Source organism: Sulfitobacter sp. UBA1132 (genome assembly GCF_002311545.1).
Taxonomy (GTDB): Bacteria; Pseudomonadota; Alphaproteobacteria; order Rhodobacterales; family Rhodobacteraceae; genus Sulfitobacter; species Sulfitobacter pontiacus.
On the sequence record NZ_DCAN01000011.1, the window covers coordinates 408,201 to 422,467 of the forward strand.

Annotated in this window: 15 protein-coding genes and 1 tRNA gene; 5 read left to right on the forward strand and 11 right to left on the reverse strand. The window is 62.3% G+C overall.

The window, feature by feature from the left end:
* Positions 1 to 55: 55 nt before the first annotated feature.
* Positions 56 to 778, forward strand: a complete 723-nt coding sequence (locus B4F27_RS09605; RefSeq protein WP_286759537.1) for a heme-dependent oxidative N-demethylase family protein — start codon at positions 56 to 58, stop codon at positions 776 to 778.
* Between the two features lie 39 nt (positions 779 to 817).
* Here the strand turns inward: B4F27_RS09605 and B4F27_RS09610 are convergent, their stop codons facing one another.
* The 4 genes from B4F27_RS09610 to B4F27_RS09625 all read right to left on the reverse strand — a co-directional run bounded on the left by B4F27_RS09610 (position 818) and on the right by B4F27_RS09625 (position 4,269).
* Positions 818 to 1,255 (reverse strand): glyoxalase superfamily protein, encoded by a 438-nt coding sequence (locus B4F27_RS09610; protein ID WP_286759538.1) that lies wholly within the window; start codon positions 1,253 to 1,255, stop codon positions 818 to 820.
* Positions 1,256 to 1,534: 279 nt separating this feature from the next.
* Positions 1,535 to 2,338, reverse strand: a complete 804-nt coding sequence (locus B4F27_RS09615; RefSeq protein ID WP_286759539.1) for a lytic murein transglycosylase — start codon at positions 2,336 to 2,338, stop codon at positions 1,535 to 1,537.
* A gap of 149 nt (positions 2,339 to 2,487) precedes the next feature.
* Positions 2,488 to 3,894 carry a type I glutamate--ammonia ligase gene (gene glnA, locus B4F27_RS09620; protein WP_005852657.1) on the reverse strand — a complete coding sequence of 469 codons (1,407 nt, stop codon included), beginning with the start codon at positions 3,892 to 3,894 and terminating at the stop codon, positions 2,488 to 2,490.
* 36 nt (positions 3,895 to 3,930) lie between these two features.
* Positions 3,931 to 4,269, reverse strand: a complete 339-nt coding sequence (locus tag B4F27_RS09625; RefSeq protein ID WP_005852659.1) for a P-II family nitrogen regulator — start codon at positions 4,267 to 4,269, stop codon at positions 3,931 to 3,933.
* A gap of 246 nt (positions 4,270 to 4,515) precedes the next feature.
* Here B4F27_RS09625 and B4F27_RS09630 point away from each other — a divergent pair, with 246 nt between their 5' ends.
* Positions 4,516 to 5,358, forward strand: coding sequence for an NAD(P)H-hydrate dehydratase (locus B4F27_RS09630; protein WP_286759540.1), 843 nt, complete (start codon positions 4,516 to 4,518; stop codon positions 5,356 to 5,358).
* A gap of 103 nt (positions 5,359 to 5,461) precedes the next feature.
* A tRNA-Leu gene (locus B4F27_RS09635) sits at positions 5,462 to 5,545 on the forward strand.
* Between the two features lie 122 nt (positions 5,546 to 5,667).
* Here B4F27_RS09635 and B4F27_RS09640 read toward each other — a convergent pair.
* From B4F27_RS09640 to B4F27_RS09660, 5 genes are all read right to left on the reverse strand, one after another.
* On the reverse strand, positions 5,668 to 6,180 hold the full coding sequence (locus tag B4F27_RS09640; protein ID WP_286759541.1) for a hypothetical protein: 513 nt from the start codon (positions 6,178 to 6,180) through the stop codon (positions 5,668 to 5,670).
* A gap of 139 nt (positions 6,181 to 6,319) precedes the next feature.
* Positions 6,320 to 8,122 (reverse strand): cation:proton antiporter, encoded by a 1,803-nt coding sequence (locus B4F27_RS09645; RefSeq protein ID WP_286759542.1) that lies wholly within the window; start codon positions 8,120 to 8,122, stop codon positions 6,320 to 6,322.
* A 185-nt stretch (positions 8,123 to 8,307) separates the two neighbouring features.
* Positions 8,308 to 9,591, reverse strand: coding sequence for a serine hydrolase domain-containing protein (locus B4F27_RS09650; protein ID WP_286759543.1), 1,284 nt, complete (start codon positions 9,589 to 9,591; stop codon positions 8,308 to 8,310).
* Between the two features lie 173 nt (positions 9,592 to 9,764).
* Complete coding sequence (locus B4F27_RS09655; protein WP_286759611.1) at positions 9,765 to 10,388, reverse strand: glutathione S-transferase; 624 nt, start codon at positions 10,386 to 10,388, stop codon at positions 9,765 to 9,767.
* Positions 10,385 to 11,314 (reverse strand): AEC family transporter, encoded by a 930-nt coding sequence (locus B4F27_RS09660; RefSeq protein ID WP_005852681.1) that lies wholly within the window; start codon positions 11,312 to 11,314, stop codon positions 10,385 to 10,387. Before B4F27_RS09660 ends, B4F27_RS09655 begins: the two co-directional genes overlap by 4 nt.
* A 108-nt stretch (positions 11,315 to 11,422) precedes the next feature.
* Here B4F27_RS09660 and B4F27_RS09665 point away from each other — a divergent pair, with 108 nt between their 5' ends.
* On the forward strand, positions 11,423 to 11,950 hold the full coding sequence (locus B4F27_RS09665; protein ID WP_005849675.1) for a hypothetical protein: 528 nt from the start codon (positions 11,423 to 11,425) through the stop codon (positions 11,948 to 11,950).
* A gap of 60 nt (positions 11,951 to 12,010) precedes the next feature.
* Entirely contained in the window at positions 12,011 to 13,381 is a 1,371-nt protein-coding gene (locus tag B4F27_RS09670; protein WP_286759544.1) for a glutamate--cysteine ligase, read from the forward strand.
* On the opposite strand, the gene B4F27_RS09675 is transcribed toward B4F27_RS09670, so the two are convergent.
* Both B4F27_RS09675 and plsY read right to left on the reverse strand, forming a co-directional pair.
* A complete protein-coding gene (locus tag B4F27_RS09675; protein WP_286759545.1) occupies positions 13,375 to 13,650 on the reverse strand; it encodes a hypothetical protein in 276 nt (91 codons plus the stop codon). The two genes, B4F27_RS09670 and B4F27_RS09675, sit on opposite strands and share 7 nt — an antisense overlap.
* Positions 13,651 to 13,654: 4 nt before the next feature.
* Positions 13,655 to 14,266 (reverse strand): glycerol-3-phosphate 1-O-acyltransferase PlsY, encoded by a 612-nt coding sequence (gene plsY / locus B4F27_RS09680; protein WP_286759546.1) that lies wholly within the window; start codon positions 14,264 to 14,266, stop codon positions 13,655 to 13,657.
* Position 14,267: the final 1 nt, after the last annotated feature.

Consider the following 14,267-nt stretch of genomic DNA (forward strand, 5'->3'; position numbering starts at 1 on the left):
CCGGGTGCCCCCCCCCCCCGGCTGGCCCTCATCCGCTGACCAAAAAGGAGACCTCATGCCCGTGATATTGCAAACCAGACTACCGGATGCGCAGACCGGCACGCCCGGATTGCCGGGCACGGGGCCTTGCGGGGCGGAGGACTGGTTGCTGATGGACGAAGCCTACGCGCCGCAGATGGTCTACCGCGAAGCGCTGCTGGCGGACCGACCCGAGGCTGTTTTCTACCAAAGCGAGGCCGCCAGACCCGCCGCGGCAGAGCTGCTGTCCGAGGCGCTGGCCCTTCTGCCGCGTTTCGGTTTCACCCTCGGGGCTGATGCGGTGGTTTGCCCCGACGGGCGCAAGGTCACGCTGGACCGGTCGCAACCGCTGTGGACGTTGGCGCATCTGGTGCAAGAAGACCTCTGCATCCTGCAAAAGCGTGGCGATGAACATGTGCTGACCGCTGCGGCACTGTGCTTTCCGGCGAACTGGCGTCTGGCGGATAAGATAGAGCAACCCCTGACGGGCATTCACGCCCCGGTCGAGGAATATGACGCCGATATCGCGCGGCGTGTGCAACGTCTGTTTGACGGCGTGCGGGCAGGGCGGCCCCTGTGGCGGTTCAACAAACTGCGCTATGCGGATGCGGATCTGCACCAGCCGCGGCGGCGCGAGACAGGCAGCGACATGCCCTTTATCCGGTCAGAGCGGCAGTGCATCCTGCGCCTGCCCGAAAGCGACGCAGTCGTCTTTACGATCCACACCTATGTGGTGCGCGACGGAGATGCGCCTGCCTGAGCGAACCCGGACAGGCGCGATGCTTCGGGAGTGATGACGCTAGGTCAGGACCAGATGCGGCTGCCCGTCAGAGGTCTTGCGCGGGGAGACCCCCTGGGCATCGACCACCGCATTGATCTGCCGCCGCATATTGCTGAACAGGGGCGAGGTCACAACGTCAATCGCCGTGTCAAAGCGCAGGGTCAGCGACCACATGCCACTGCCCGATAGCCGCGCCGCCTTGACCACGCCGGTAAAGGGATGGCCTAGATAGCGGCCCTGCACGCGGTCCCCGGGCGTCCAGCCCTGCGCAGGGGCCGCGGCCTGGGCGCTCAGCGTGTTCCAGTCGCGCGCGCCCCATTGGTGGGCCACCATTTCCAGCGTCGCCGCATGGGACAGTGCTGCGCCTTGGGCTGCAAGGTCCGCGCGCAAGCGTTTGGCTTGGGATTTCAACACATCAGCCGAAGGTACGGCGGTGGGATGGGTTTGGGTTGTCATCATAACACTCCTGCTCTCGCAAAAGTCGAAGGGGGTCCGCGTTGCCCGTCAATCCGCGAGATTGAAGGTGTGTTCTTGATCAAGGACTTCACCGATATGCGGACGGCAGGGGCCTTTCCCTATGGGCGCTATATGGCGCTTGGGTGCTGCAATTGCAATGGGGTGGTGCGGGTGGCACGGGGCGGATGCCTTCGGCGAGGATTTTCAGCCATTTGGAAGCAAAACGCGCGCGCCGCAGGACCGGCGCGCGCGTGGCGGTTGTTTTTATTTTCGAGCGGGTTAGCCGTCGATGCGGGCGGCCATGATTGCGATGGCTTTCTGGTACACGCCGGCAGCGTTCCACTGTTTGATCACATTGAAGTTGGTTTGCCCTTCCTGATAGCCGGCACCGGGTTGCCAGCCTTTCTGACGCAGGAAGTTCGCGGTCGAGGCCAGCGCATCGGTCTGGTTGTAGAAATCAACGCGGCCGTCGCCGTTACCGTCCACCCCATAGCGCAGGGCATTGCCGGGCAGGAACTGGGTGTGGCCAAGCTCGCCATGTTTTGCGCCTTTGGTGCCGCCATTGATCGCGCCGGCATCAACCAGTTTCAGCGCGCCGATGGCGTGGGGGGCAAAGAAATCGGAGCGGCGGCAGTCATAGGTCAGCGTTGTGATCGCAGAGACCACCGAGGTATCGCCCATGAAGCCACCAAAGGCGGTTTCCATCCCGTGGATCGCGATGATCACCCCCGCTGGCACGCCGTAGCGCGCTTCGAGTGACTGGTAGAAGCTTGCATTGCGGGCCTTGCGCTTGCGGCCTTGGGCGACGATCGTATCGGCACCGCGCACCTGCATGAACTTATCGAGCGAATAGTTGAAGGATTTCTGGTTGCGGTCGGCGGCGATGGTGCTGCTGGCATAGCGCGCGTTTGCCAGTGCATCGAGCCCCCGTTGACCGACACCCGCGGCGGCGGCCTCTTTCGCGAAGGCGGGTTTCCAGGCGTCGAAGCCTCCCGCGTTGTTGCCACATTGGGCCGCTGCAACTGGGGCGGCGAAGCCCAAAGAAAGCATAAGTGCCGTGGCAAGACGTTTGGTGGGGCGCATGAAATAACCTCTGACTATATTAAACTTCGGCTGACTCTAGCCCAGCTGTTTCGAACTTCAAATAGCAAGACGCATTCCAAGCGAAAGGGCGCCCCGATAGGGACGCCCTTTGCTGTTGGTCTGGCCACCCGTCCGGGTGGAGAGCGCGTTTAGCAGCTGTAGTACATGCCGAATTCAACAGGGTGGGGGGTGTGCTCGTATTTGTGCACTTCTTCCATCTTGAGTTCGATATAGCCTTCGATCTGGTCTTTGGTGAAGACGTCACCGGCCAGCAGGTAATCCATATCCGACTGCAGTTCTTCCAGCGCTTCGCGCAGGGAACCGGAAACGGTTGGGATATCGGCCAGTTCTTCGGCGGGCAGATCATACAGGTTCTTATCCATGGCTTCGCCCGGATCGATCTTGTTCTTGATCCCGTCAAGGCCGGCCATCAGCAGCGCGGCAAAGCACAGGTAGGGGTTTGCCGCCGGATCGGGGAAGCGGGCCTCTACGCGTTTTGCCTTGGGGGATTCGGTCCATGGGATACGGACACAGCCCGAGCGGTTGCGTGCGGAATAGGCGCGCAGAACGGGGGCTTCGAAGCCGGGGATCAGACGCTTGTAGCTGTTGGTCGCCGGGTTGGTGAAGGCGTTCAGCGATTTCGCGTGGGACAGGATGCCGCCGATGAAATACAGCGCTTCCTGGCTCAGGTCGGCGTATTTGTCGCCTGCGAACAGGGGCTTGCCGTCTTTCCAGATCGACATGTTCACATGCATGCCGGAGCCGTTGTCGCCATAGATCGGCTTGGGCATGAAGGTTGCGGATTTACCATAGGCGTGCGCCACGTTGTGGATCACGTACTTGTATTTTTGCAGCTCGTCCGCCTGTTCGGTCAGCGTGCCGAAGATCAGTCCCAGTTCGTGCTGGCAGGACGCCACTTCGTGGTGGTGTTTGTCGACCTTCATGCCAAGACGTTTCATGGTCGACAGCATTTCGGCGCGCAGGTCCTGGGCTTCGTCCGTGGGGTTCACGGGGAAGTAGCCGCCCTTGAGGCCCGGGCGGTGGCCCATGTTGCCCATTTCATAGTCGGTGTCGGTGTTCCAGGACGCGTCGGACGCATCAACTTCGTAGGATACCTTGTTGATCGAGTTCGAGAATTTGACGTTATCGAACAGGAAGAATTCGGCTTCCGGACCCATATAGGCCACATCACCGATACCGGAGGCTTTCAGATAGGCTTCGGCTTTTTGCGCGGTGCCACGGGGGTCACGCTCATAGGCTTCGCCTGTGTCGGGCTCTACAACAGAGCAGTGCACGCAGATGGTTTTTTCGGCATAGAACGGATCAACATAAGCGGTGTCCGTGTCGAGCATCAGCTTCATGTCGGAGGCTTCGATGCTTTTCCAACCCGCGATGGAGGAGCCGTCAAACATGAACCCTTCTTCGACAAAATCTTCGTCAACAAGATCGGAGACGATTGTCACGTGCTGCAGTTTACCGCGTGTATCGGTGAAACGTACATCAACGTATTCGATGTCCTCGTCCTTGATCTTCTTCAGGAAGTCCTTGGTGCTCATTGGATGATATCCTTTTCTTGAATCTCGTAAATTCGATTAAAGCGCGTCTGACCCGGTCTCGCCGGTACGGATGCGGATTGTTTGTTCGATGGGGCTGACGAAGATTTTGCCGTCGCCGATCTTTTCGGTCTTCGCGGCCGATACGATGGCCTCGATGGCGGCGTCTACCTGATCGTCGTCCAAGACGATCTCGATTTTTACCTTGGGCAGAAAATCCACGACATATTCAGCGCCACGGTACAATTCTGTATGGCCCTTTTGACGCCCGAAGCCTTTGACTTCGATAACGCTAAGGCCCTGAACGCCAACCTCTTGGAGCGCCTCCTTGACTTCATCAAGCTTGAACGGCTTGATTACAGCTTCGATCTTTTTCATCTGAGGCCTCCCTGCCAGACGGGTGATTTTCGGTCTACATCGGTGTCATCTCACCGTGCGGGCCGACGGTCTACCAGACGCGCGATGGAGTCCACCGAAAGAGGCGAAAATTTGTGCGCATCGGCTGTTTTATGTGCGTTGCGATTAAAATCTGTGCAGTTTGAAAATCCATGTGCTGGCAGGCTTGGCTATCGCTTGGGCAGGTGGTTTATCTTTGGGCAAAAGACGGACCGGAAAGGGGCTGCCATGCAACCGACTGCCATCACCGCAGACACGCTGGACTTTGATCAATTGGCCAAGGGGCAGGGGCATAAGTTCGATCACGGGCATGCGATTGTCGTGACCGGTGGGGCCGGGCGCACGGGTGCGGCGCGGCTGTCCGGGCGGGCGGCGTTGCGGATGGGGGCGGGGCTGGTCACACTGGCCGTACCGCCCGCCGCGCAGATGGAGGTGGCGATGCAGATCACCGCCCTGATGCTGTCGCGCGTCACAGGCCCCGAGGATCTGGCAGAGCTGGCCGGTGACAAACGCGTGCGGGCGCTGTGCATCGGGCCGGGCTTGGGGCTGAAACCGGCCCATGTGGCGCTGGTGCGGGCAGTGCTTGAATGCGGCAAGCCCTGCGTGCTGGACGCCGACGCGCTGACCCTGATCGCGCAGGAGCCCACCCTGTGGGAGCGCCTTGGCCCGCACTGCGTGCTGACCCCGCATGGCGGAGAGTTCGCGCGCCTTTTCAAGCAGATATCCGAGAGTGACGCCGATAAGGCGCAGGTCTGTCTGATGGCGGCACAAAAGGCGGGGGCGGTTGTTCTGTATAAGGGGGCGACCACCCTGATCGCGCATCCCGACGGCCGCGTCGCGGCGCATCACGGCACGGGCGATCGCGCGGCCCCGTGGCTTGCCACCGCAGGCGCGGGGGATGTGCTGTCGGGTATGATCACCGGTCTGCTGGCCCGCGGCATCGCGCCTTTCGAGGCGGCGCAATACGCCACGTGGCTGCATGTAGAGGCAGCACGTCAGTTCGGACCGGGGCTGATCGCCGAAGATCTGGTCGAAGAAATCCCCCGCATCTTCAAGGCGCTGGACCTCTAGCGGCCGTCGGGTGCAGGCACGCGTGGCAGGTGACAAAAACTATACGTCATGCGCGTTTTTCCCCCTCGCCACTGGGAAAATTCTTTGATAGTGAACGCGCAATGCGGGTGTGGCGGAATTGGTAGACGCACCAGATTTAGGTTCTGGCGCCTATGGCGTGGGGGTTCGAGTCCCTTCACCCGCACCACTTCAACTTATTGATAATCATACATAATTCGCGCGCTTCAGTGCTTGCGTTTTGATGTCTGTCTTGGCAGTGAACTATGCGCCGCGCCCGAAGGGTGTTCGGGCGCGGCGGGGCTGCGTGGGTTACGCGGCGGCTTTCAGCGCTTTGTCGGCCTTGTCGGCGACGGGCTCAGCGGCGGATTTGGCCGTTGATGCGGCCTCTGTTGGCGCGTTCGATTTCAGCAGGGCCGACAGGTAGGATTTGCTGGCCTGCTGGGGCGAGCTGCTGACCGGCGCGATCGAGTCGATCAGGCTGCGGGCCTGTGCGGCTTCGATCCGGGCTTCGGCTGCGGCGCGGGCTTGCGCCTCGCTCATGCCGCTGTCTTCGGCGTCCGAGGTGGCAACCGGGGTTGGGGCGACGGGGGCCGGAGCCTCCGCAGCGGGGGCTTGCGCTTTCTGCGCAGGGGCGGCGGCCTGAGACGACTGCGCAGGGGCAGTTTCAGCGGAGGGCTGCGTTTCTTGCGCGGCCGGCTGTTCGTCTTTGGCTTTGGCGTTGTTCTTTTCGGTGTTACCGGTCTCGGACTTATCTTTCTGTTTCTCGGCCCCTTTGGGCTGAGACTGCTGGCTGCCGCCAGAGAAAAGTGAACTTACTAACATAGATGTGCCTTTTCAGTTGGTTACCTACATGACTGAAGCAACTGCCTGACCGGTGTGGCGAAAAAATGGTCCAATTAAGGTTAATGCAAAGCTGAAATACCCGCGTAGATAGTATGCTGCGCGGGTGGGTGTGGTTTGATCACTCCTCCGGCGGGCGCAGAGCGATAACATGGATGCCATCGCCGCCCTTGAACTCCTCGTTCTTGCGCATGAACTTGATCTCGCCGCTGGTGGTGATCTGGGCGAGCAGCCGCGCCTCGGGGCTTTCGGCGCGCCAGTCTTCCAGCGTGAACTCCTCGGACAGACGCGTGCTGCGGAAGCGCCAGCCTTGGGCGATCAGATCACGCAGTTCCGCATGGGTCGCCTCTAGCCCCAAGGGCCGACCGCCAAGGGTGCGGGGCAGTTGGTGGCGGCTGCTTTCGGATTTCTCGCGCATCACCTGAAACACATTCTCGCGGCCGAATTCCGGTGCCAGGTCGGTGGTGACCAGCGTGTTGTAAGCGTCGTTATCCGTGGCAGCGATCAGCGTGGCATAGCTGACGAGTTCGACGCGCTGCTCTGCCGCCTCTGACAGAATATCGCCCGAAAATGTATCGATCCCCGCCGCACGCGCCTTGCGCAGGCGGATGAAGTTGGGGTCGGTCATCAGCACCGGAATCTTCGCTTTCTTGAGCACTTCGGCCAGCTGCGTGGTCCAGTCCGAGCCGCCGATGATCACCACGCCGGGCGTGTCCGCACCGGTCAGCCCCAAAAGCCGTGCAAAGGGGGCGAGGGTGAAGCCGTTGACCACCACGGTCACCGCCACAAGCGCAAAGGCAAGCGGCGCGATCAGGGCGGCGTCCTCGAACCCGAGGCTCAGCAGGCGTTCGCCGAACAGACCCGCGACCGCGACCAGCACGACGCCGCGCGGTCCGGTCAGGGCCACCAGTAGCTTTTCGCGGAACGGGATGCCTGACCCGATGAGCGAGATAAACACCGTCACAGGCCGTGCGACAAGCACCACCACAGCAACAAAGGCTGCCGCGCGCCAGTCAAGATTGCCAAGCGCGTCAACATCCAGCCCTGCGGCCAGGAGGATGAACACGCCCGACACCAGCAGCACGGTGGCATGTTCCTTGAAGCGGCGCATTTCCTCGTAGCTGGGCAGTTTGGAGTTCGCGATCACGATCCCCATGATGGTCACCGCCAGCAGCCCGCTTTCGTGCAGCACGGCATCGGACGCGGCAAAGACCCCCAGCAGCAGGGCAAAGAGCACGGGCACCTTCATATACTCGGGCACCCAGCCGCGTTTGAAGGCGCGCGACAGGCCGATCCCCGCAGCGACACCAGCGGCCGTGGCGACGGCGGCACCGATAAACAGCTCCAGCATCGCCTCGGACGCTGTTGTCGCGGTGTTCAGCGCGATGACGACCTCGAAGGCCAGTACGGCGGCCAGCGCGCCGATGGGGTCGTTCAGGATCGCCTCCCATTGCAGCAGGGTGGCAGGGCGGCGCGACAGCCGCGCGGTGCGCAGCAGCGGCGCGATCACCGTGGGGCCGGTCACGATCATGATCCCGCCAAAGACGGCCGCGCTGGACCAACTGAGCCCTGCCACATAATGCAGCGACAGTGCGGACATCAGCCAGCCAAGGGGCGCGCCGATATAGACCAGCCGGCGGACACCGCCGACCGCGTCTTGCAGCGTGTGAAAGTTCAGCGACAGACCGCCCTCGAACAGGATAATCGCCACGGCGATAGAGATCATCGGCCCCATCAACGGCCCGATATCCCGTGCGGGGTCGAAGATGCCCAGAACCGGCCCGATCAGGATGCCGGCCACTAGCATCAGCACGATCGCGGGCATCCGCAGCCGCCATGCGATCCATTGAGACCCCACCCCGATCGCGCCGACCAATGCGATCGCAGTTACAGGATTTAGCGCGCCGAGTGTTTCTGTTGCCACAATGTGAACCCTTTATAATCAAAGCGATGACGTAACGCGGACCATCCCGCTGGCAATGGCCGGTGTGAAATTTTAGGGGGTTTCCGTGTCGCAAGCCAGCGATCTGTGGTGCTGAACGACAAAAGGCCCCGACGTCAGGGGCCTTTTGTGCGAGGGTATGGGGCAGGGCGCGTGGCCCCGCGGGGTCAATCGTCGACGCGGCTGTCGGCCAGCGTGCTAAAGGCGAGGTTCTTGAAGATCAGCCGCAGCGGCCCACGATTGGCGGGCGACTGGATCATCAGCAGCGCGATCATATCTTCGGCAGGGTCCGCGTGATAGCCGGTGCCCGCTGCACCGCCCCAGTTGTATTCACCGGCGGAGCCCATTGACGGGGCGTTGCCGGTTTCAAGTCGCACACCGTACCCCAGACCAAAGCCGTAGCCGGGGCCGGGCAGGTAGTATTTTCCGGGTTTGATGCCTTCAAGGTGGTTCGAGGTCATCAGCTGCACCGACTTGGGCGACAGCAGCCGCGTGCCGTTCAGCTCTCCGCCATTTAGCATCATCTGCGCGAATTTGGCGTAGTCATGCACGGTGGACATCAGCCCGCCGCCGCCCGACTGGTTCGGCTTGCGCACGCGCGGGTCAAAAACATCGCGGCTGCCCAGTTTGGCCTGATCGGCGAAGGGTTCGGCGATCCGCGGGAAATCCGCAGCGTCATCGATGTAGAAGGCCGTATCCTCCATCCCCAGCGGGTCGAAGATACGCGCCTTCATGAATTCTTCGAGCGTCTGGCCCGACGCGACCTCTACCACCGCGCCCAGAACATCCGTCGCGCGGGAGTATTCCCATGTGGTGCCGGGGTCATGCTCCAGCGGCAGAGACGCCAGCAGATTGGCCTGCTCGATCGCCGTGTTCTCGGGCGAGGCGACCCCGGCCGCGTTATAGGCCTCGCGCGCGGGACCGGCCCCGAAGAAGCCATAGGTCAGCCCCGAGGTATGGCGCATCAGGTCGCGCACCGTCATCACGCCTTTGGCGGGGCGAGTCACGGGCTTGCCCTCGGCGTCTTTCTCGCCGGTGACCACGGTCAGGGTCTTATAGGCGGGCAGATAGGTCGAGACAGGCGCGTTCAGCAGCAGTTTGCCTTCTTCGACCAGCATCATCGCGGCGACGGATGTGATGGGTTTGGTCATGGAGTAGATGCGGAACAGCGTGTCTTCGGTCATCGGCTCCCCGTCGGGGGTGCGTTTGCCCATGGTGGACAGATGCGCGATCTGACCGTCGCGGATCAGCATCAGCACGGCCCCCGGCGTCATCCCCTTGTCCACCAGCGCGCCAAAGGTGGCATCCATCCGCGCCAGTCGGTCAGGGTCGAACCCCAAGGCGGTCGCATCGCCGCGCGGCAGCTCTTGGGCCCATGCGGGGGTTAGGGTGGCAAAGGCGGTGCCAAGGGCCAGCGCCCCGGCGACCAGACCTGATCTGAAATGTTTCATTATGTCTCCTCCCGGTTGTTGTGATCCGGTGGGACCACGACCCAAGGTTAGGAGTGTGCACGCCGCTGTGGCAACCTGCCTGACGGCTGTCAGGACGGAGGCACGGCCTCGTGACGTAGGGTAACTTGTGCCGCAATGCAGCGTTTGCGGGGGCGGGGCGAGGGGCTGTCGGCCTAGGCAGGAAAGACCGTAGGCGCGTCGCCCTCTGCCCATTGCGGGTATTTATCCATCACGGCGGCAAAGGCCTGCGCGGTCAGGAACCGGTCCAACCACGCCTGCAACTGTGGCCAGGGCTGCGCGTCGAACCAGGGTTTGTCGATGAAGGCGAACTGCCGCACGAAGGGGGCAATCGCTATGTCGGCAAGGCTGGGGGTGTCGAAAATATAGGAGCTAATTTGCGCGTCCAGCGCCGCCAGATGAGCGACGGCTTTGGCCCGCTCTGCCTCCGGATCGGCGTCGGGGTAGCGGGTGGCGTATTTCGTGCGGTCCAGTGCGTGTTTGAACGGCCCGTCGCAGCGGTTGATCCAGTCCCATCCCGCGTCAGGCATGTTCAGCAGCCCTTCGGGATCGTGTCGGCGCAGAGCCCAGATCAGGATGTCGAGGCTTTCGTCAATGACCTCGCCCGTATCCAGCGCCAGACAGGGCACTGTCCCACTGGGCGAGGTCGCCAGAAAGGCGGCGGGCTTGTCGCGCAGCACGACCTCGCGCAGCTGCACCTGCTGGCGGGCCGACCGCAGCGCCAGCCGCGCGCGCATGGCATAGGGGCAGCGCCGGAAAGAATAGAGCACGGGCATCATGGCAGCACGCTGAGCCAGAGCCACGCGGTCAGCACCGACCCCACCGTCGCCACCAGCACCGAGCTTGCCGCGACCCGCCGCGCGCGGCCATACATATTGGCGAAGATATAGGCGTTGAACCCCGGTGCCATCGCTGCCGTCAGCACGCCCGAGCGGAACAGATCCTGCGGCAGGCCAAAGCCGCTGCCCATGAACCAGACAATCGCGGGATGGACGATCAGTGCCAAAAGACAGACCATGGCGATGGTCTTGCTGTCGCCCTCGGGGCGGTACTGGATCAACACGCCGCCCAAGGCGAACAAGGCCGCGGGCAGGGCGGCGCGTACGATCAGCGACAGCGCGTCGTCGATCACACCGGGGATCGCCAGCCCGCTAAAGTTCACGGCAAAGCCCGCGAGGATGCCCAGAACCAACGGGTTGTGGAACATCGCCCGCGCCACATTGCGCGCAAAGGCCGGACCGGATTGGCCCCGGTTGCGCACGAACTCCATCACCGTGATCCCCAGCCCGTAGCAAAACGGCGAGTGGATGGCGATGATCGCAAAGTTGCCGATCAGCGCCTCGGGCCCATAGGCGCGTTCCGTGATCGGCAGCCCCAACAGGACCGAGTTGGAAAAGAGGCTGCAGAACCCGATGGCCACACAGTCTTCCCAGTCGCGTTTGAACAGGATGCGCGCGCCGAACAGCCCCAGCGTGAAGCAGACCGCCGCGCCGGTGTAGAAGCTGAACAGCAGTCGCGGGTCGAAAGAGGCCGATAGATCCAGATGCGCGATTGATTGGAACAGCAGGCAGGGGATCGCGAAGCTTTGCGCGAACCGCATGACCCCGTCGATGCCCGAGACCGGAAAATACCCTCGCCAGACAGAGACATAGCCAAAGCCGATGACAAGGAAGACGGGCAGGATGACTTCGAGAAGCGTTTGCACGAGAGATATGGCCTTGGGTGCGGGTGGCGCTGTCGGAGTGGGGGTTTCACCCCCCCACGCCCCCGTGGAGTTTATCTGGCAAAATGAAGCCTGCAGTAGGAGAGCACGATGAGTTTTCTGCGACCTGAGGCGAAGGCTGAACTGTGGCGTTGGCGCGAGGTTCTGGGCGGAATCGCGGTCGCTTTGATCGGGCTTTGGCTGGTGGCGGGGCCGGGGTTGCTGTTGGCGATACCGGGCTATGCGCTGATCCTTGCGGGGGTGATCTTTGTCTGGATCGGCGGGCAGCGTGTGCGGTTTCGCAAGACCGGACTCGGGGCCGGAGCGGTGCAGGTGGATGAGGGGCAGATCGCCTATTTCGGTCCCCTGACCGGCGGCGTCATCGCCCTACGCGAGATGGAGCGTCTGAGCCTTGAGCGCGGGGCCTATCCGGCGCATTGGAAACTGGAACAGCCTGGACAAAATCCCGTGATGATCCCCGTGGATGCCGCGGGGGCGGACGCGCTTTTTGACGCTTTTGCCGCACTTCCGGGGCTGCGTACCGAAAGAATGTTGGCTGAATTGGCCGATGACAAGACCCTGTCCGTCGTGATTTGGGAGCGGCGTTCGATGCGGCCGGCCTCGACCCTGTTGCATTGACACCCCGTCCAAATCGCACCATCCCTTAGATCACAGAAATTGAACTCGGAGCCACCCCACATGTCTATCCCTCAATCCGGCGGCGGCCCGATCGAAAGTTACGACCAGCTGGTCAACTATCTCGCGGACGGGTGCAAGCCCAAGGAAGATTGGCGCATCGGCACCGAGCACGAGAAATTCGGCTACAATAAAGAGACGCTGCTGCCCTTGCCCTATGAGGGCGATTGTTCGATCCGCGCCATGTTGGAAGGGCTGCGCGACGGCCACGGCTGGGATCCTGTGGAAGAAGGCGGCAAGCTGATCGGGTTGGTCAAGGACGGGGCGAATATCTCGCTCGAGCCGGGCGGTCAGTTGGAGCTGTCGGGCGCGCCCGTCGAAACCATCCACGAGACCTGCGACGAGGTGAATACCCATCTGCGCGAAGTGCGCGATGTGGCGGACCGGATCGGCGCGGGGTTCATTGGCTTGGGCGCGGCACCGGAATGGTCCCACGACCAGATGGATCTGATGCCCAAGGGCCGGTACAAGCTGATGAACGAATATATGACCAAGGTCGGCACGATGGGCCGGGTCATGATGCGCCGGACCTGCACGGTGCAGGTGAACCTTGATTTCGGGTCCGAAGCGGACATGGTGCAAAAGCTGCGCGTGGCGCTGGCCTTGCAACCTGTCGCGACGGCGCTGTTTGCGAATTCGCCGTTTTTTGAAGGTAAGCCCAACGGCCATAAGTCATGGCGCAGCCGCGTGTGGCGTGATCTGGATGCGGCGCGTACGGGCATGTTGCCCTGGGTGTTTGAAGACGGCATGGGTTTTGAACGTTGGGTGGAATATGCGCTCGATGTGCCGATGTATTTTGTCTACCGCGATGGAAAATATATCGATGCCCTGGGGCAGTCTTTCCGCGACTTCCTGAAAGGCAAGCTGCCTGCGCTGCCCGGGGAAATGCCGACGCTGAGCGATTGGGCGGACCACCTGACCACCGCCTTCCCCGAGGCGCGGATCAAGAAATTCATCGAAATGCGCGGTGCCGACGGTGGGCCTTGGCGTCGTCTGTGTGCCTTGCCCGCGTTCTGGGTCGGGCTGACTTATGACCAACAGGCGCTGGATGGTGCGTGGGATCTGGTTAAAGACTGGGACGCGGAAACGCGCGAGGCGCTGCGGGTCGCGGCCTCTGTCGACGGGTTGCAGGCCAAGGTGGGCGGCGTGCGCATGCATGACATCGCGCGCGAGGCCGTGGCCCTGTCCGAACAAGGGCTGAAAGCACGGGCGCGCAGCGGTGCCGGAGGGATGGTCCCGGACGAGACGCATTTCCTGAACGCGCTGAAGGAAAGCATCGAGACCGGCAAGGTCCCTGCGGACGAGCTGCTGGAGGATTACAACGGCAAGTGGCAGGGTGACCTCAGCCGTATCTACGCCGACTATTCTTACTGATCCTCGATGATCAGCCCGCGGACAAAGGCAATGACCTTGCCCGCGGGCATTTCGCAGGGATAAAGACGTGCGCCGCTGGCTAGCGCATAGAGGTTCAGGCTGATATAGTCCGGACCGCCTAATTCCTCGGCCACCAGTTTCCAGCTTTTACCTGTGTTGAAGGTGTTTTTTGACCAAACATAGCGGCGGGTTTGATATCTGCCGGTGTGGGTGCCGTCGGGCAGCGCGTGGAACGCGTCCAAAAAGCGCGCGTCTACGGTAGCCGTCACAGGGTCAGTCTTTCTTGGCACCGATTTTGGGTTCGGTGCCCGCGCGGATGCGTTTGATGTTCTCGCGGTGGCGCCAGAACACCAGCAGGGTCAGCAGGATGCCCAGAAATAACGCGCTGCCGTAGCCCAGGAAGATCATAAAAAAGGTCGATGCCGCGGCGGATGCCAGCCCCCCGATGGACGAGGTGCGGGTGAGGGCCATGGCGATCAGCCACGCCAGACAGCAGGCGAGGCCGACGGGCCATGCAAGTGCCAGCAACACACCAAGGAATGTCGCGACGCCCTTGCCGCCCTTGAACCCCAGCCAGACCGGATAGCAATGGCCCAGCATCGCGGCCAATGCGGCAATTTGGGCGGCGTCCTCGCCCGCGAAGAGCCGTGCCAGCAGCACCGCAACGGCCCCTTTGCCCCCATCCAGGATCAACGTCAGCGCCGCCGCTTTTTTGGAACCAGTGCGCAGGACATTGGTGGCACCGATATTGCCCGACCCGATGCTGCGCAGATCGCCTAGATTCATCGCGCGGGTCAGCACCATGCCAAATGGGACCGACCCGATCAGATAGGCCGCAACGGCCCAGAACAGGAGCACGAATAGGGAAGAGTCGATCAGGGGCATA